This is a genomic window from Streptomyces sp. S.PNR 29, assembly GCF_030386795.1.
In the GTDB taxonomy this organism is placed as follows: Bacteria; Actinomycetota; Actinomycetes; order Streptomycetales; family Streptomycetaceae; genus Streptomyces.
Genome location: NZ_JANUQM010000001.1, coordinates 733,342 through 751,294, shown reverse-complemented (window position 1 = coordinate 751,294; position 17,953 = coordinate 733,342). Strand labels below are relative to the sequence as shown.

Sequence of the window (17,953 nt, the reverse complement as noted above, 5' to 3'; positions counted from 1 at the left end):
TGCGCGGAAGATCCGACTTGGGTAGGACGGGCGTCGGGAGATGTGATGCCGTGGTACTAAGCGGCGCCGGTCATTCGGCAGCGGGCGTCCTGGCGTTCTCTTCGGCCGCCGCGGCCGCCGCCGCCCGCTTGATCGCCGCGTCCCGCCTGCGTACGTACCAGATGCCGAACAGACCGAGCCCGCCGCCCGCCAGACAGGTCCACAGCCACCAGGTGTGCCCGTGGTCGTCGAACCAGCCGTAGAAGGGCAGCTGCACGAGGAAGAGGACGAACCAGACGGCGGTGCCGCCGGTGATGGTGGCGACCACGGGGCCCTCCAGGGGCTCCGGCGCCTCGTGTCTCGGTGTCCACTTCGCCATGCGCACAGCTTACGAGGCGATCAGGTCTACGCGCGGAGATAGCATTCACCGAGTCATATGTTCATACTGAAACCGTTTGTCTTCGACCGTTTCTTTTCGTAGGAAGCACCAACTGGACCTGGGGGAAGTCCGCCGGTGATGAGGTTCCGCATGTCCACCTCGGCCCCCGCCAAGGTTCCCGCCCCCCGGCAGCCGGGCGGCGCGCCCGCGTACGGCGCCCTCGACCGCTTCTTCAAGATCTCCGAGCGCGGCAGCACCCTGTCCCGCGAGATCCGGGGCGGCTTCGCCACCTTCTTCGCGATGGCCTACATCATCGTGCTGAACCCGATCATCCTCGGCAGCGCGAAGGACATGTACGGGCACCAGCTGGACAACGGGCAGCTGGTCACCGCTACGGCCGTGACAGCGGCGTTCACCACCCTGCTCATGGGTGTCATCGGCAATGTGCCGATCGCGCTGGCGGCCGGTCTGGGGGTGAACTCGGTCGTCGCACTCCAGCTGGCGCCCCGGATGTCCTGGCCGGACGCCATGGGCATGGTGGTGCTGGCCGGTTTCGTCGTCATGCTGCTCGTCGCCACCGGGCTGCGCGAGCGAGTGATGAACGCCGTGCCCTACGGCCTGCGCAAGGCCATCTCCATCGGTATCGGCCTGTTCATCATGCTGATCGGTCTCGTCGACTCCGGCTTCGTCTCCCGCATCCCGGACTCCGCGCAGACCACCGTCCCGCTGCAGCTCGGCGGTACGGGCCACCTCAACGGCTGGCCGGTGCTGGTCTTCGTCCTCGGCGCGCTGCTCACCCTCGCCCTGATCGTGCGCAAGGTGTCCGGCGCGATCCTCATCTCGATCGTCACCATGACCGTCCTCGCGGTGATCATCAACGCGGTCGCGAAGGTGCCGTCCTGGGGCCTGACGACCCCGAAGTGGCCCGGCAACCCCGTCGCCACCCCCGACTTCGGCCTCATCGGCCAGGTCAGTCTCTTCGGCGGCTTCGGCAAGGTCGGTCTGCTCACCGGCGTCCTCTTCGTCTTCACCGTCCTGCTGTCCTGCTTCTTCGACGCCATGGGCACGATCATGGGCGTCGGCGACGAGGCGCAGCTGACCGACAGCCAGGGCCAGATGCCCGGCATCAACAAGGTGCTCTTCGTCGACGGCATCGCGGTCGCCGCGGGCGGCGCCGGCTCCTCCTCCGCCACCACCTGCTTCGTCGAGTCCACGGCGGGCGTCGGCGAGGGGGCCCGTACCGGCTTCGCGAACGTGGTCACCGGTGGGCTGTTCGCCGCGGCCCTGTTCCTGACACCGGTCGCCACCATGGTCCCGTCCCAGGCGGCCACCCCGGCGCTGCTCGCGGTGGGCTTCCTGATCCTGGCCGGGTCGGTCAAGGAGATCGACTGGGCCGACCACACGATCGCCATCCCGGCCTTCGTGACGATGGTGATGATGCCGTTCACCTACTCGATCACCAACGGCATCGGCATGGGCTTCATCACCTTCGTGGTGCTGCGCCTGGCGGCCGGGCGGGGCCGGGAGGTGCCGGTGGCGATGTACGTCGTCGCCGCGGTGTTCGGCTTCTACTACCTGATGCCGGCGCTGGGGCTGACCTGAGCGGCGGGCGCCGGGTGACCGTCAGGTGACCCCGTAGAACCTCTCCGTCTCCTCGACGGCGGCCTGGAACCGCTCGTCGAAGTCATCGCGCATGAGCGTCCGGACGACGTAGTCCTGGACGCTCATTCCTCGTTTCGCGGCCCGGCCCCGGAGCCGTTCCAGCAGGTCGTGGTCTATGCGCAGGCTGAGCACACTGGTCCTCATGGAGACGAGGGTCGCGGCAGGCGTCGGTGCGGTGTGTCACGATCCGCGCATGTATCACCCGTTTGAGTGATGTCGGGCTTCCGTGGCCAGGGTCACTCTGGTCAGAGCGTGTCCCCAGTGGTCGTTCGCGAGACTAATGAGTTACGCTAAAGAACATGCCGGACCTTAGCCATGGCGACGACGCGGCCGCCGTGAACTCCCTGCGATCCGCCGTGATGCGGCTGTCCCGTCGGCTCAAGCACCAGCGGGTCGACGAGTCGCTGAGCCCCACCGAGATGTCGGTGCTCGGCACCTTGTCCCTGTGCGGCAGTGCCACTCCTGGCGAACTCGCCCGCAAGGAACACGTCCAGCCTCCCTCGATGACCCGCATCGTGGCGCTGCTGGAAGCCAAGGGCCTGGTCCGGCTGGAGCCGCACCCCGAGGACCGGCGCCAGAAGGTCGTGACGCGCACCGAGCAGGCCGAGGCGATGCTCGAAGAGAGCCGAGCCAAGCGGAACGCGTTCCTGGCCAGCCTGGTCGAGGGCCTCGACGAGGACGAGTGGGCGAAACTCCGCGCCGCCGCCCCCGTGCTGGAAAAGCTCGCGCATCTGTAAGCAGCACTCGCAAGGAGGCGAACCCTGTTGAGTACGGGACCCGGAGCAGCTTCCGCCCCCGCACCACACCCCGACGACTCCCGGACCGCCCCCGACACCCCCCGCAAGACCTCGATGTTCTCCTCGCTGAGGGTCAGGAACTACCGCCTGTTCTTCCTCGGCCAGGTCGTCTCCAACATCGGCACCTGGATGCAGCGCATCGCCCAGGACTGGCTGGTCCTCAGCCTCACCGGTTCCTCGGCCGCCGTCGGCATCACGACGGCCCTGCAGTTCCTGCCGATGCTGCTCTTCGGCCTCTACGGCGGCGTCCTGGTCGACCGCCTCCGCAAGCGCCCCACGCTGCTGGTCACCCAGTCCGCGATGGCGCTCACCGCGCTCGCCCTCGCCGCCCTCACCCTGACGGGCCACGTCCAGGTCTGGCACGTGTACGTCGCCGCCTTCGCCGTGGGTCTCGCCACGGTCGTCGACAACCCGGCCCGCCAGTCCTTCGTCTCCGAGCTGGTCGGCCCGGGGCAGCTGCAGAACGCGGTCAGCCTGAACTCGGCCAACTTCCAGTCGGCCCGCCTGGTCGGCCCCGCCGTCGCGGGCCTGATGATCACCGGCGTCGGCACCGGCTGGGCGTTCCTCTTCAACGGCCTGTCCTTCGTCGCGCCCCTCACCGGGCTGCTGCTGATGCGCTCCCGTGAGCTGCACGTCGTCGAGCGCGCCGCGCGGGGCAAGGGGCAGCTGCGCGAGGGCCTGCGCTATGTCACGGGGCGTCCCGAGCTGATCTGGCCGATCGTCCTGGTGGGCTTCATCGGCACCTTCGGCTTCAACTTCCCCGTCTTCCTGTCGGCCTTCGCGGACGACGTGTTCGACGCGGGCGCGGGCGCCTACAGCCTCTTCAACACCCTGATGGCCGTCGGTTCGCTCACCGGCGCCCTGCTGGCCGCCCGGCGCGGCACGTCACGGCTGCGGGTGCTGATCGCGGCGGCGGTGGCCTTCGGCGCGCTGGAGATCGTCGCGGCACTGGCCCCGTCCCTGTGGCTGTTCGCGCTGCTCATGGTGCCGATAGGGATCTTCAGCATGACGGTGAACGTCACCACGAACACCAGCATCCAGATGGCCACCGACCCGGCCATGCGGGGCCGCGTCATGGCCCTGTACATGATGGTCTTCCTCGGCGGCTCGCCGGTCGGCGCCCCGATCGTCGGCTGGGTCACGGACGTCTACGGTGCCCGGGTCGGCCTTGCCGCCGGCGGCGCCGTCGCGGCCACCGCCGCCGTCGTGATCGGCCTGGTCCTGGCCCGCGTCGGCAATCTGCGGCTGTCGGTCGGGTGGAACCACGGTCATCCGCGGTTGCGGTTCGTGTCGCGGGAGCGGGAGCGACTGGCCGAGGCGGCGTAGTACCTCGGTCAGTCGCGGGGGAACTCGTCCGTCTTGAGGGTGAGACCGACCACGGTGTCGGTGAGGTCCACCTCGTCGCCGAAGTCGACCTTCGTCTCGGTGGCGTAGTCGTCGCCCTTGGGGTGGGTGTAGACGTGGCACCGGCGCTGGTACGGGTCGGCGACGAGGTACACGGGAACCTCGGCCTTGGCGTAGGCGCTCTTCTTCGGGCCGTAGTCGTTGGCGGCGGTGCCCTTCGAGATGACCTCGGCGACGAACTCGACGTCCTCGTAGCGCCAGCGGCCGTCCTCCGTCTTGGCGGCGCCCTCCGCCATCACGGTCACATCGGTCGCGAATCCGTTCAGGTGTCCCGGATAGTCGACGCGCACGTCGGACTTCAGGCGCTTCCGTGGGTACTTCGTCCGCAGCTGCTCGACGATGTCCAGGATGATCTCCCAGTGGGTGTCCCGCTGTGGCGACATGAAGACGGTCCCCTCGACGATCTCGACCTTGTATCCCTCGGGGACGGGCATCGTCTCGAGCCGTTCGAACATCTCGTCGAGCGTGCTCGTGTTGTCGCTCTCGGCCATCGCGATCCTGTCTTCAAGGACGGTCATCGTGGCGCTCCTCCCCGGCTGCCTCGTCGACGAATGCAGCCGCGCGGTACAACGATACGCATGGTGACCAGGACACGGCCGGGGGCGCGGCGAGGACACTGGTCGCATGAGACTCTTCGCCGCCGTGCTGCCCCCCGAGGACGTCACCCGTGAGCTCGGCTCCGAGATCGCCCGGTTGAAGCAGCTCCCCGGCGCGGACGGACTGCGCTGGACCGGCCGCCCCGGCTGGCACTTCACGCTCGCGTTCTACGGGGAGGTCGACGACGCCCTTCTGCCGGAGCTGTCGGCCCGGCTGGAGCGCGCCGCGCACCGCACCCGCCCCTTCCCGCTGGCCGTACGCGGCGGCGGGCAGTTCGGGCGCGGGCGGGCCCTGTGGGCGGGCGCGGAGGGTGATCTCGACACCCTGCGCCTGCTGGCCGACCGCGCCGAGGCGGCGGCCCGGAAGGCGGGGCTGCCGATGGGGGAGCACCGCCGCTACAAGGCCCACCTGACGGTGGCGCGCAGCCGGGACGCGGCCGACGTACGGGCGTACGTGGACGCCCTGCACCGCTTCACGAGCCGTACGTGGACGGTGGAGGACCTGGTGCTGGTGCGCAGCAACCTGCCGAAGTCGGGGGCGCCGGGCGAGCAGCCCCGCTATGAGGCGGTCGCCCGCTGGCCGCTCGGCGCGGCCGGTTAACCTCGACTACGTGGACCCGAAGACCCGGAACCGGATCATGGCCGGTGCGCTTGTGCTGATGCTCGTCGTGGTGGCGGTGGCGGCGGCGCTCGGAAAGTAGCCGCCGCCACCATGCCGCCGCCCCCCATGGGGCGCCGGGATCACCAGGCGAACGCCTCAGGGGACGGACCCGGCCCCGGGAAGATCTCGTCCAGCCCGGTCAGCAGTTCCTCCGACAGCTCCAGTTCGACCGCGCGCAGGGCGGACTCCAGCTGCCCGGCCGTACGCGGGCCGACGATCGGGCCGGTCACGCCGGGCCGGGTGAGCAGCCAGGCCAGGGCCACCTCTCCCGGGGTGTGGCCGTGCTTGTCGACCAGGTCCTCGTACGACTGGATCCGCGCGCGGACGGCAGGGTCGGCGAGGGTCTCGGCCGCCCGCCCGGAGGTGCGGCGGGCGCCCTCGACCTCCTTCTTGAGCACGCCGCCCAGCAGACCGCCGTGCAGCGGCGACCACGGAATCACCCCGAGCCCGTAGTCCTGCGCGGCCGGTATGACCTCCATCTCCGCGCGGCGCTCGAAGAGGTTGTACAGGCACTGTTCACTGACCAGGCCGATGGTCCCGTCGCGCCGGGCGGCGATCTCGTTGGCCTGGGCGATCTTGTACCCGGGGAAGTTGCTCGACCCGACGTAGAGGATCTTCCCCTGCTGCACCAGGACGTCGATCGCCTGCCAGATCTCCTCGAAGGGAGTGTTCCGGTCGATGTGGTGGAACTGGTAGACGTCGATGTAGTCCGTCTGCAGCCGCTTCAGCGACGCGTCCACGGCCCGCCGGATGTTCAGGGCGGACAGCTTGTCGTGGTTGGGCCACACGGTGGCGCCGTCCGGGTCCATGTTCCCGTACACCTTGGTGGCGATGACCGTCTTGTCGCGACGGCCGCCGCCCTTAGCGAACCAGTTGCCGATGATCTTCTCGGTGCGGCCCTTGTTCTCGCCCCAGCCGTAGACGTTGGCGGTGTCGAAGAAGTTGATGCCCGCGTCCAGCGCCGCGTCCATGATGGCGTGGCTGTCCGCTTCTTCGGTCTGCGGACCGAAGTTCATGGTTCCGAGGACCAGCCGGCTGACCTTGAGTCCCGTGCGTCCGAGCTGCGTGTACTTCATGGTCCACAAGCCAACGACCTGGAGTGCACTCCACGCAAGGGCCCGCCGGGCAAGGGTCCGGGCAAGGGCCTAGGCAAGCGTGCTCTCCTCCACGTTCTCCATCCGCCCGTACAGCACCTGCTCGTTGACCTCCAGGTCGTTGATCAGCCGCAGGGCCGCGGCGATGCCGTGTCCGACCAGTTCGCCCGCGACCTCGCCGTACTCGACCTGCACCAGCAGGTTCGGCGCCCGCTCGTCGTGGGCGCGGCCCGCCGGGTCCTGCCAGGTGCCCACGGCGCCGATCTCGGTCGCGGCGCGCAGCATGAACGACACCGCGTGCGCCTTCGCGCTGGGGACGGTGAGAGTGAGGAGCTCACGCTCCACGCGGCCGAGGCGGACGCCCTCGTCGTCGCCGCCGAACAGCAGGGCGTACAACAGGTCCTTGGCTTCGCGGAGCAGGTCCTCGCCGGCGGGGGAGCGGTGGTGAGGTGCGATGAGGGGTCCGCCCTTGGCGGGCGGGCCGAGGAGCAGCCCCTCGGCCTCCAGCCGTTCGCGGGTCCAGTCCGTCATACGGGCGACCCGGTCGCGGAGCCCCTCGTGGTCGAGGGACCAGGCGCGGATGCGGTCGCGGCGACGGGCGCGGTCGGTGTCCGTCTCGGGGCCGGGGGAGGGCTCGCCACCGGCCCTCGGCGGGGGCACCCGGGCCAGCAACTGTTCCACCAGCCACTCCTTGGGTTGCCGGAGCAACTCCGCCCGCAGCCGGTCCCGGAACTCCCCGAGCAACTCCTGGCCCACGCGCCGGGCCAGTTCGTCCACCGTGGTCTGTGTCGCCATGCGGTGGACGGTAGGGGCGGGCGGGGACGGGGTCGACGGGATCGAGGGTAAACCGCTCGGTGGGGTGATCGATGACTGACGTGGTGTCAGTCGCGGGGAAAGTCGCCGGTGGTGAGGGTGAGGTCGACGACGGTGCCGGTCAGGTCGAGGCCGGTGCCGAAGTCCACGGACGTCCTCATCGCTGCGGCGTCATGCGGACGGTGCCCCCGACGATCTCGACCCTGAATCCTTCGGGGACGGGCATCCGCTCAAGTCGCTCGAACCACTCGTCCAGGCGCTTGGTGTTGGTGTCGGCCATCTCGATCCTGTCTTCCAGGACGGTCATCGTGGCGCTCCTCCCCGACCGCACCGTCGACAGGCGCAGCCGCGCAGTACAACGATACGCACGGTGAACCACGACACGGGGAGAGCCGCATATGCCAGCCGACCACGCCACCCACGTCGTACGACTCCTCCATCACACGCTCGGCGACAACCTCCTGGGCGCCTACCTCCACGGCTCCGCCACCCTCGGTGGCCTCCGCCCTCACAGCGACATCGACGTCCTGGCCGTCGTACGCCATTCCACGACCGAAGCCCAGCGCCGGGAGCTGGTCGACGAGTTGCTCAAGGTGTCCGGCACCGACGGGCGGCGGTACGTCGAGCTGATCGTGGTCGTGCGGGACGCCGTGCGGCCCTGGCGTTACCCGCCCACCTGCGACTTCCTCTACGGCGACTGGCTACGCGCCGACTTCGAGCGGGGTGTCACGCCCGCCCCCGGGCCCATGCCCGACCTCGCCCCGCTCCTCACCATGGTCCTTCGGGCGAACGCACCTCTCCACGGTCCCCCGCCCGCCGACCTCCTCGACCCCGTCCCGCCCGCCGACCTGCGGCGCGCGATCGTCGCCGGGGTGCCGCAGCTCATGGCGGAGCTGGACTCCGACACCCGCAACGTCCTGCTCACCCTGGCCCGCGTCTGGACGACCCTCGTCACCGGCGAGATCCGTTCGAAGGACACGGCGGCCGACTGGGCGCTGCGGCGGCTCCCGGCCGAGCACCGTCCCGTGCTGGCCCGCGCGCGGGCGGTCCACCTGGGGGACGAGGAGGAGCACTGGGACGACCTGCGCCCGCGCGTACGGCCCTGCGCCGAGTTCCTGGTCCGTGTGATCGCGGACAGTCACCCGTCGTAGGGACCGCCCAGTCCCCACCCCTGGTGCATGGCGTCCGCGAACGCCCCAGCGATCTTGTGTTCGCCGCTCGCGTTGGGATGCGTGCCGTCGTAGGTGTCGGTGTGGATGTCGTACGTCGGCGGGGTCGAGGCCAGCAGCAGCGCGGAGCCCGGCTCGTCCAGGTCGGCGGCCGTCTTGGCGAGCAGTTCGTTGAAGCGGGTGACCTGCGCGGCGAAGGGGGCGTCGTGCTCGGCGCGGATGTTGGGGATGACCGGCAGCCACACCATCCGGACGTGCGGGTTGGCCGAGCGGGCCTCGGCGACGAAGGCGCGTACGTTCTCGGCCGTCTGGTCGGCGTCGGTGTAGAAGCCCAGGTCTATCAGGCCCAGCGACACCAGCAGCACGTCCGCGCGGCAGGACCGCACCGCCTCGCCGACCAGCGGGGCCATGTGCAGCCAGCCCTCGCCCCAGCCGGCCAGATGGGCGCGGGGGAAGTCCGGATCGGCGTACGCGTACGAGGTCGGCGCGTCCGCCGCCTTGTCGTACAGCGTCTCGCGCGGGCCGACGAGGCGGAAGGGGCCGCCGTACGACCCGCACAGGTGCTGCCACAGCCGGTAGCGCCACGTGTGTTCGCCCGCGCTGCCGATCGTCATGGAGTCACCGACGGGCATGAACCTGAGCATCCGCTCATCATGGACGATCACCCGGGCCGGTGGGGTGTGAAGCCGACCACTGGCCCCGCGAACCCTCCCCCGTGATGGCAGGCTTGGGGCATGCGCAGACCGTTCGCACTCCTCGCCGCGGCCCTTCTCGTGGGCGCCTTCGCCGTGCCCGCCTCCGCCGCCGACGGGGACGAGGGGTTCACGATCAGCGACCCGCGCATCACCGAGTCCAGCGGTCTCGCCGCCTCGCGCCTGCACCCCGGCATCTACTGGACCCACAACGACAGCGACGACGGCCCGTACCTGTACGCCGTGGACAGCTCCACCGGCAAGACCGTCGCCCGGATCACCCTCAGCGGCATCGGTTCCCCGCGCGATGTCGAGGCCATCTCGATCGGGCCGGGCAACCGCATCTTCGTCGGCGACATCGGCGACAACCTCGGCGGCACCTGGCCGTACGTGTGGATCTACGAGCTGCCGGAGCCCAAGCGGCTGACGGACCGGACGATCCGGGCCACGCAGTACGTCGTGAAGTACGCGGACGGCGCCCGGGACGCCGAGTCGCTGGTCGTGCACCCCAAGACCGGGCGCGTCTACATCATCGACAAGAAGGAGGACGGCGGGCATCTGTACGAGGGGCCGGCGACCCTCTCCCCCTCCGGCACGAACGTTTTCAAGCCCATCGCCCCCGTCGACCTCTGGGCCACCGACGCCGCCCTCTCCCCCGACGGTGAACGACTCGCCGTACGCGGCTACTTCGGCGGCATCTGGTACGACTGGAACGGCGGGAAGATCAAGCGGCAAGGGCGGCTCGACGTGCCCCTGCAGGGGCAGGGGGAGTCCGTCAGCTACTCCGCCGACGGGACGAAGCTGATGTACGGCAGCGAGGGCGCGGACAGTTCGGTCGAGGCGGAGGACGCGCCCGGTGCGGATGACGCCAAGTCACCCCCGGCCAGGGGGAGTTCGCAGCAAACGAGCAACGGCGACGGTGGTGACGGCATGAGTGGCCGTGTCAAGGCCGGCGCACTGGCTCTGGCTGCGGGTGCCGCACTGGTCTGGGCGCTGAAACGGCTGCGGCGCCGACCGTCCTAGGTCGTTCCGGGCCCTCTCTGAGTGGTCGGCACCATTTGCTTCCGTGACGGATATCACGGCCCTGTATGACGGGCCTGATGTCCGTCTTTTGCGAGCTTGCCAACATTCCTGCTCTTTAAGTCCCGCTTATCTTCACTTCTACGTCACACAAGTGACGAAGTGAAAGATGAGAAAGACCGAGGGATCATGACGGATCACAGACCCGCTTCCGGCGGGCGCGGGGGTCCTTGGTCTGGGGGAAGCCTTCGCTGGATAGCAGGCAGCCTTGCCCTGGCCATGGCAGTCACACTGATCGACACGGCAAGCGCCGCGGCGGTCCAGCCGGCCCAGACGGTCAACGCACCGAAAGAGAAGAAGACGGCGGCCCAGCAGGCCGCCGACATCCCGTCAGCCCGGGTCGCGGCGCGGCTCTACGGCCACCGCGTGGAGGCGCTCAGCGAGCGCACCGAGACATCGACCACCTGGGTGAACAAGGACGGCAGCCTGACCACGGAGCTGACGGCCGGTCCGGTCCGCTTCAAGCGTGACGGCCAGTGGGTCGACGTCGACGTGGAGCTGCGTGACTCCGGTAGCGGAGTGGAGCCCGTGGCGCACCCGCAGGGCCTGCGCCTGGCGGGCAGGACGGGGAAGCCGGCCACGTCGCTGCGAGCGGCGCAGCGGCAGAAGGCCGTCGACCTGGTCACCCTGGGCGAGGGTGACGAGCAGATCACGCTGCAGTGGAAGGGCGGTCTGCCCGAGCCGAAGCTGGACGGCACACGGGCGGAGTACGTCGACGCCGTGCCCGGTGCCGACGTGGTGGTCGAGGCGACGCGTACCGGCTTCGAGCAGTACGTCGAGATCAAGAAGCAGCCGGCGACGGGCGGCTACTCGTACACGCTGCCGCTGAAGGCCAAGGGCCTGAAGGTCAAGCAGCTGGCCGACGGCAGCGTGCAGTTCACGGACAAGAAGAACAAGAAGCAGGCCGTGATGCCCGCGCCGGTGATGTGGGACGCCACCGTCGACAAACGCTCCGGTGAGCACACCCACAAGGCCAAGGTGGGCCTGAAGGTCGTGCGCAAGGGGTCCTCGGTCGACCTGGTGATCACCCCGGACGCCGAGTTCCTCGCGGACGCGGACACCCGGTACCCGGTGACGGTCGACCCGTCGACCTCGTCGCTGTCCAGCGTCTTCGACACCTACGTGCAGCAGGGCGAGACCGTCGACTGGTCCACCGACGTCGAGCTGGACCTCGGCAACCCGGGCACCAAGAACGCCGACGGCACGCCGCGCATCGCGCGCTCCTTCATCTCCTGGAACACCACCGCGATCCAGGACGCGCTGGTGCTGGACGCCCGCCTGAGCCTGTGGAACTTCCACTCCGGCAACAGCACCGACTGCAAGGCCTACCCGTGGGAGGTCTGGTCGGCCGGCGCGGCCTCCACCTCCTCGCGCTGGACGGCGCAGCCGACCTGGACGGCGAAGAAGGCCACGTCCACCGAGACCCGCGGCAACAGCACGTGCACCTCGGCCCCGGACGGCTGGATCAACGCCGATGTGACGGCACTGACGCAGGAATGGGCGTCGGCCAAGGCCACCCGTGGCCACATGGGCCTGCGCGCCTCGGACGAGAACGCGACCGCTCAGTGGAAGCGGGTCAACTCCGCCAACGCCGCGGCCTACCCGCCGAAGCTCGTGGTGAACTACAACTACCGGCCGCGCACCGGCACCAAGCAGGAGGCCGGCCCGCCGTACTTCTCCTACGGCGGCGCCTACGTCGTCAACACCACCACCCCGACGCTGCGCGACACCTTCGTCGACGCCGACGGTGACAAGGTCGACGGCACCTTCCAGATCTTCGACAGCGCCACCAACACCCAGGTCGGCGACGTCATCGTGTCCAAGTACGTGCCCTCCGGACAGGTCGCCTCGGTGACCGTGCCGTCCGGGGTGCTGACGAACGGCAAGACGTACAAGTTCCGCACCTCGCCGTACGACGGGACGCACTACAACAGCGGCTGGTCGGCGTGGAAGACCTTCACCGTCGACACCAGCGCCCCGTCCGCGCCGGCGAAGATCACGTCCACCGACTATCCCTCGAACGCCTGGGTCAAGGGCGCGGGCCAGGCCGGCACCTTCACCGTCACCCCGCCCGCCACCGACCACAACTGGCTGGAGTGGTCGCTGGACGGTGTGACCTGGACGAAGGTGGGCACCGGCGGCTCCTCCGCCGACAAGGCCATCTCCGTCGTGCCGCCTCGGGACGGCAACCACACCCTGCGGGTCCGGGCCGCCGACAAGGCCGACAACAAGTCCGAGGCGGTCGAGTACGACTTCCACGCCGGTCCTGGCGGGTTCGTGCAGCCCTCCGACGGTGAGCGCACCGCACGCCGTCTTCCGCTGGTCGCGGAGGCCGACGCCGCCAAGTACGACTCCGTGTCCTTCTCCTGGCGCCGCTCCACGGCCGACGCATGGACCAGGATCCCGGCCTCGGACGTGACCAGGGACGGGACCGCGCTGTCGGCCTGGCCGGTCGCGCTGACCAGCGGCAAGAGCCCCGCGCTGACGTGGAACGCCACGGACACGGTCGACCCCGACGGCAGCATCGAGATCAAGGCCGACTTCACCGGACCGAACGGCGCCTCGGGCAGCACCGACCCGCTGGCGGCCGTGGTGGACCGCAACGCCGACGGCGCCGCCACCGAGGCGGTCGGCCCCGGTTCGGTCAACCTCCTCACCGGCGACTTCGCGGTCTCCGAGACCGACGTCTCCCACTTCGGCCTGTCGGTGGAGCGTTCCGCGTCCTCCCGTACGCCCCGTGCCGCGCAGGACGGCCAGGTGCCGATCTTCGGCCAGGAGTGGGCCAGCGGAACCGTCGCGGAGGTCACCGACTCCGACTACCGCTACCTGCGGAGGATCTCCGACACCGCGGTGGACGTGGTGACCGTGGACGACACCTCCCTCCACTTCACCGCCAACGCCGACAAGACCGGCTGGACCCCGGAGCGGGGTTCGGAGGACCTGACGCTCAAGGGCAGCACCGCCGGAAGCTTCACGCTGTCGGACACCGAGGGCACGGTCACGGACTTCACCAAGCCCGCCGGCGCCACGACCTGGCAGGTCACCAGCAGCCGGAACGACGGTCAGACGGAGTCGACCACCACCATCGAGTCCCGGACGGTGACGGTCGACGGCAAGGAACTCGCCCGCCCGGAGCGGGTCTTCGCCCCGACCTCGGCCACCACGGTCGCGGCCTGCAAGGCGGAACCGTCCACGAAGGGCTGCCGGCTCCTGGAGTTCGTCTACGCCACGTCCACCACGGCCACCGACAGCGCCTACGGCGACTACGACGGCCAGGTGAAGGAGATCCGTCTCTGGTCCACCGCCTCCGGGGCCGCCGCGGCCACCGCGAAGACCGTGCAGAGCTACGCGTACGACACCGCGGGCCGGCTGCGGCAGACCTGGGACACCCAGACCTCCCCGGCGCTGAAGACGGAGTACGACTACGACAGCGAGGGCCGGGTCACCAAGGTCACCCCGCCCGGTGAGCTGCCGTGGACCTTCACCTACGGCAAGGTCGGTTCGAGCAGTGCGGCCGGTGACGGCATGCTGCTCAAGGCCACGCGCCCCGCGCTGAAGCAGGGCACGACGGCCACCGTGGAAGGCGAGGCCGTCACGTCCCTGGTGTACGACGTGCCTCTGACCGGGGCCTCCGCCCCGCACCAGATGGGCGCGGCCGACGTGAAGGCCTGGGGCCAGACCGACGCTCCGGCGGACGCGACCGCCGTCTTCCCCGCCGACTCGATTCCCGCCCTCCACACGGGAACGTCGCTCGGCTCGGCGGACTACAAGCGGGCCACGATCCACTACCTGGGCACCTCCGGCCGTACCGTCGACAAGGCGAGCCCCGGCGGTCACATCGCCACCACCGAGTACGACCGGTTCGGCAACGTGGTGCGCGAACTGACGGCGGCCAACAGGCAGGCCGCCATCGGCACCTCCGCCGCGGACGCCGCCACCCGCAACGATCTCGGTATCGCGCAACTGCCCACGGCCGAGCGCGCGGAGCTGCTGTCCAGCCGGACGGTCTTCGACGCCCGGGGCACCCGTGAGCTGGAGGAGTTCGGCCCGCTGCGCCGCGTCGACCTGACCGCGGACCTGAAGTCGGGCACCACGACCCTGGCCGGTGCCGGCACATCGGTGACCGCCCGGTCCTGGACCGTGAACTCCTACGACGAGGGCCGTCCCACCGACGGCACCGCCGTGATCAAGGACCAGATCACCAAGGTCACGACCGGTGCGCAGGTGCGCGAGCACCCGCAGGTCCAGGGCGAGACCCGGGTCGTGCAGACGGTCTACGACTGGGCCAAGGGGCTCCCGGTGAAGACCGTGGAGGACCCCGGGGGCCTGGCCATCACCCGGACCACCGAATACGACGGCCAGGGACGGGAGACCAAGGTCGTCCAGCCGGGCGGCAGCGGAACCGACGCCACCACCCGGATCACCACCTACTGGTCGGCGACCGGCACCGGCGCCTGCTCGGGACGCCCCGAATGGGCCGACATGGTGTGCTCCACCGGCCCGGCCGGGACGATCACCTCAGGCGGCTCCAACCCGTCGCAACTGCCGGTCAAGACGCTCGAGTACGACTGGTGGGGCCTGACCGCCAAGACCACCGAGACCGCGAACGGGTCGACCCGCACCACGACGGTCGGCACCGACGAGGCGGGGCGCGTCAAGTCGGTGAAGATCACCGGCGGTGTCGGTCCGGCCGCGCCGGAGAGCACCACCGAGTACGACGCGGAGTCCGGCCGTGCGACCAAGACCGTGTCGCCCACCGGCGGAACGCTGACCACGGTGTTCGACAAGCTCGGACGCCCCGTCTCCTACACCGACGCCGACGGCGGGACCACCACCACCGAGTACGACCTGCTGGGCAGGAAGGTGAAGACCGGCAACAACATCCCGTCCACGGTGACCTACAGCTACGACCACACGGCGGAGCCGCGCGGTCTGGTCACCAAGGCCGTGGACTCCGTGGCCGGTACCTTCACGGCCTCCTACGACGGCGACGGCGCCGTCGTCGGCGAGAAGCTGCCCGGCGGCTACACCGTCCAGCAGTCCCTGGACCCGGCGGGCACCCCGGTCAACCGCACCTACACGCGCGACAGCGACGGTGCGATCGTGCAGTCCGACAGCACCACCCGGTCCATCCACGGCCAGGTGATCTCGGAGGCGCAGACCTCGGAGCAGGTCTACGGCTATGACGCCGCCGGGCGGCTGACCTCCGTCGAGGACACCGCGGAGACGATCTGCACGAGGCGCACCTACGCCTTCGACCAGCGCGCCAACCGCAAGACCCTGACCAGTGCCACCGGCACGCCCGGCACGGACTGCCCGACCACGGGAGGCACCACCACCAGCTACACCTACGACAGCGCCGACCGCCAGGTCGACACCGGCTACGCCTACGACGCCTTCAGCCGCACCACCGCCAAGCCGGGCGGGGTGACCCTCGGCTACTACAACAACGACCTGCTCTACCAGGAGACCGTGGGCAACCAGCGGCAGACCTGGAAGCTCGACGGCTCCCTGCGCATCCGCTCCTGGACCGTCGAGTCGAACAGCTCGGGCACGTGGGCGGGGACCCAGTCGAAGGTGAACCACTACGACTGCGGTTGCGACAAGCCCAGTTGGGTCACGGAGAACACCAGCACCGGGGCCGTCACCCGCAACGTCGAGGCCCTGGGCGGTGAACTGGCCGCCACCACCAGCAAGACCGGTGACACGGTGCTCCAGCTCAGCGACATCCACGGGGACATCACGCTCCAGCTGCCGCTGGACACCACCAAGGCACCCACCGTGCTCGACACCGACGAGTACGGCAACCTCCGGTCGACCTCCGCGTCCGCGCGGTACGACTGGCTCGGTGCCCAGCAGCGGTCCGGTGAGACCCTCTCCGGGCTGACCCTGATGGGCGCCCGGGTGTACGACTCGGCGACCGGCAGGTTCCTGCAGACCGACCCGGTGGCCGGCGGCGGGACGAACGCCTACGGATACCCCGCGGACCCCATCACCATGTACGACCTGAACGGCAAGTGGTGGTGGTCCAACAGCATGGCCTGGAAGATCTGGAAGTGCGCCTACGCCATCTTCGAAATCGTGATCGGTTTCACGGCGGCCGGCTGGGCACTCAAGATCAGGAAAGCCGTGAGGGTGATCCGGAAGGCCGGAATCAAGCGCACCTACCGGATCCTCAAATCCCTGAGGCACAACCGGAAGCGCGACTGGAAGCGCGTGGGAGGCATGCTGGGCGGAGCCATCGCCAACTTCATGGGGATCTCTTCGGTCCAGGAGGACTGCGGAGACCTCTTCTAGCCTGACCCCCAGCTGCCCCGGAGACTCGTCCGAGTCTCCGGGGCAGCTATCACTACTAGACCAGATCCGAGGAACCCCATGCCCGTCGGCTTTTGGGAAGCCGCTGCCGTCCTTTCGCTCGCTCTCGCGACGATCACCCTGGCGGCCTACTTCGTTCTCAAGTTCCGAGCGCGGCGCGACGCGGGAAAGCGGAAAGCGCTGCGGTTCGAACTCACACTCGCCGTCGTTCTGGCCTCCGTCGCCGGAGTGCTGATCGGCGAACTGGCTACGGGAAGACATCCGCGTGCGGATCTCGATGAGCTGAAGACCCTCATGGTTCCGCTGGTGTTCGGCATGGTCAGCCGCTCGCTGCTCAAGTACGCCGCGAGGGACGGGCAGGGAGCACAGCGCGCGTCGGAGTACCTGCCGGGGTTGCTCTCCCTGCTCGCCGGAATCCTCATAGCGGGCGGTACCACCTACCTCGGTGCCTGAGGTGACGCGCCGGCTGCCGCCTGCCAGGGGCCGTCGTCACTGCTTCCCGCGGCGCCGTGACACGAGCACCTCCAGCCCGTCCAGGATCCGTTGCAGACCGAACTCGAAGTGGTCGAAGTCGGCGCTGAAGGTGTCCTCGGAGAGCGAGGCCATGACGGGATAGCGCCCGCCGGCCAGCACCTTCTCCAGGAACGGGGTCTGCGCCTGCCAGAACTGCGCGTCCGTCAGGCCCGTCGTCCGCTCCGCCTCCTCCTGGTGGACCTGGGTGCGCGCGGCGCCGACGACGTACCCGTCGATCATGATGATCGCCGAGAGCAGCTCGGGGTCGCTCAGGCCCATCGGCTTGATCCGGGAGAGCACCTTCTCCATGCCGTCGAGCGCGCTCGGGCCGAGGAGCGGGCGGGACTGGTTGACCTGGAGCAGCCAGGGGTGGCGGCGGTACAGGGCGAGGTTGGCGCGGGCCAGGGCCTGAAGGGTGGAGCGCCAGTCGCCGTCGCCGAGGCCGGCCGCGTCGTCGGCGGGGCGCTGGACGCGGTCCAGCATCAGGTCGAGCAGCTCGGCCTTGCCGGGGACGTAGCGGTACAGGGACATCGCGCCGGTGCCGAGCTCGCCCGCGACCCGGCGCATCGAGACCGCGCCCAGCCCCTCCCGGTCGGCGACCTCGATGGCGGTCTCCACGATCCGCTCCAGCGTCAGGCCCGGTTTGGGGCCACGGCTGGGGCGCTTGCCGGTGTCCCACAACAGTTCGAGAGTCCGCCCGATGTCGCCGCTGCCGCTGGTCTCCGTACCGCTCGTCATGGGTGCAGCTTAGTTCCGCGCCAAAAAACTGAGTACGGCGTACGCGTAATCGGGTACGGTG

15 protein-coding genes and 1 pseudogene are annotated in these 17,953 nt (G+C 69.6%); 8 read left to right on the top strand and 8 right to left on the bottom strand.

Translation table 11 applies throughout. From position 1 onward, the window contains the following. Positions 1–70: 70 nt before the first annotated feature. Positions 71–358 (bottom strand): DUF2530 domain-containing protein, encoded by a 288-nt coding sequence (locus tag NW895_RS03675; RefSeq protein ID WP_289933638.1) that lies wholly within the window; start codon positions 356–358, stop codon positions 71–73. Between the two features lie 150 nt (positions 359–508). Here NW895_RS03675 and NW895_RS03670 point away from each other — a divergent pair, with 150 nt between their 5' ends. Beyond that, entirely contained in the window at positions 509–1,960 is a 1,452-nt protein-coding gene (locus tag NW895_RS03670; protein WP_289933637.1) for an NCS2 family permease, read from the top strand. Positions 1,961–1,981: 21 nt separating this feature from the next. On the opposite strand, the gene NW895_RS03665 is transcribed toward NW895_RS03670, so the two are convergent. After that, positions 1,982–2,164 (bottom strand): CopG family antitoxin, encoded by a 183-nt coding sequence (locus NW895_RS03665; protein ID WP_289933636.1) that lies wholly within the window; start codon positions 2,162–2,164, stop codon positions 1,982–1,984. Between the two features lie 155 nt (positions 2,165–2,319). Between NW895_RS03665 and NW895_RS03660 the strand changes: the two genes are divergently transcribed. Continuing rightward, the gene (locus NW895_RS03660) at positions 2,320–2,757 is read left to right on the top strand and encodes a MarR family transcriptional regulator (protein ID WP_289933635.1); all 438 of its coding nucleotides are present in this window, start codon (positions 2,320–2,322) and stop codon (positions 2,755–2,757) included. 27 nt (positions 2,758–2,784) lie between these two features. Then, positions 2,785–4,143, top strand: a complete 1,359-nt coding sequence (locus tag NW895_RS03655; RefSeq protein WP_289933634.1) for an MFS transporter — start codon at positions 2,785–2,787, stop codon at positions 4,141–4,143. A gap of 8 nt (positions 4,144–4,151) precedes the next feature. Here NW895_RS03655 and NW895_RS03650 read toward each other — a convergent pair whose 3' ends face one another. Next, positions 4,152–4,739: a Uma2 family endonuclease gene (locus NW895_RS03650; protein WP_289933633.1), complete on the bottom strand. Its 588-nt coding sequence runs from the start codon at positions 4,737–4,739 to the stop codon at positions 4,152–4,154. 106 nt (positions 4,740–4,845) lie between these two features. On the opposite strand from NW895_RS03650, the gene thpR reads away from it, so the two are divergent. Next, positions 4,846–5,418, top strand: coding sequence for an RNA 2',3'-cyclic phosphodiesterase (thpR, locus tag NW895_RS03645; protein WP_289933632.1), 573 nt, complete (start codon positions 4,846–4,848; stop codon positions 5,416–5,418). A gap of 140 nt (positions 5,419–5,558) precedes the next feature. Here thpR and NW895_RS03640 read toward each other — a convergent pair whose 3' ends face one another. From NW895_RS03640 to NW895_RS03630, 3 genes and pseudogenes are all read right to left on the bottom strand, one after another. After that, positions 5,559–6,554 (bottom strand): aldo/keto reductase, encoded by a 996-nt coding sequence (locus NW895_RS03640; RefSeq protein ID WP_289933631.1) that lies wholly within the window; start codon positions 6,552–6,554, stop codon positions 5,559–5,561. A 69-nt stretch (positions 6,555–6,623) separates the two neighbouring features. Further along, on the bottom strand, positions 6,624–7,367 hold the full coding sequence (locus NW895_RS03635; protein WP_289933630.1) for a hypothetical protein: 744 nt from the start codon (positions 7,365–7,367) through the stop codon (positions 6,624–6,626). Positions 7,368–7,545: 178 nt separating this feature from the next. Continuing rightward, positions 7,546–7,692, bottom strand: a pseudogene (locus NW895_RS03630) (Uma2 family endonuclease); the annotation flags it as partial. 91 nt (positions 7,693–7,783) lie between these two features. On the opposite strand from NW895_RS03630, the gene NW895_RS03625 reads away from it, so the two are divergent. Continuing rightward, entirely contained in the window at positions 7,784–8,536 is a 753-nt protein-coding gene (locus NW895_RS03625) for an aminoglycoside adenylyltransferase family protein (RefSeq protein ID WP_289933629.1), read from the top strand. On the opposite strand, the gene NW895_RS03620 is transcribed toward NW895_RS03625, so the two are convergent. After that, positions 8,524–9,198: an SGNH/GDSL hydrolase family protein gene (locus NW895_RS03620; protein WP_289933628.1), complete on the bottom strand. Its 675-nt coding sequence runs from the start codon at positions 9,196–9,198 to the stop codon at positions 8,524–8,526. The genes NW895_RS03625 and NW895_RS03620 overlap by 13 nt on opposite strands. Before the next feature lie 90 nt (positions 9,199–9,288). Here NW895_RS03620 and NW895_RS03615 point away from each other — a divergent pair, with 90 nt between their 5' ends. From NW895_RS03615 to NW895_RS03605, 3 genes are all read left to right on the top strand, one after another. Continuing rightward, entirely contained in the window at positions 9,289–10,269 is a 981-nt protein-coding gene (locus NW895_RS03615; protein WP_289933627.1) for a WD40 repeat domain-containing protein, read from the top strand. Between the two features lie 276 nt (positions 10,270–10,545). Continuing rightward, entirely contained in the window at positions 10,546–16,623 is a 6,078-nt protein-coding gene (locus tag NW895_RS03610; RefSeq protein ID WP_289933625.1) for a DNRLRE domain-containing protein, read from the top strand. Between the two features lie 78 nt (positions 16,624–16,701). Then, complete coding sequence (locus NW895_RS03605; protein WP_289933624.1) at positions 16,702–17,094, top strand: hypothetical protein; 393 nt, start codon at positions 16,702–16,704, stop codon at positions 17,092–17,094. 36 nt (positions 17,095–17,130) lie between these two features. Here NW895_RS03605 and NW895_RS03600 read toward each other — a convergent pair whose 3' ends face one another. Then, positions 17,131–17,892: a TetR/AcrR family transcriptional regulator gene (locus NW895_RS03600; RefSeq protein ID WP_289933622.1), complete on the bottom strand. Its 762-nt coding sequence runs from the start codon at positions 17,890–17,892 to the stop codon at positions 17,131–17,133. Between the last annotated feature and the right edge of the window lie 61 nt (positions 17,893–17,953).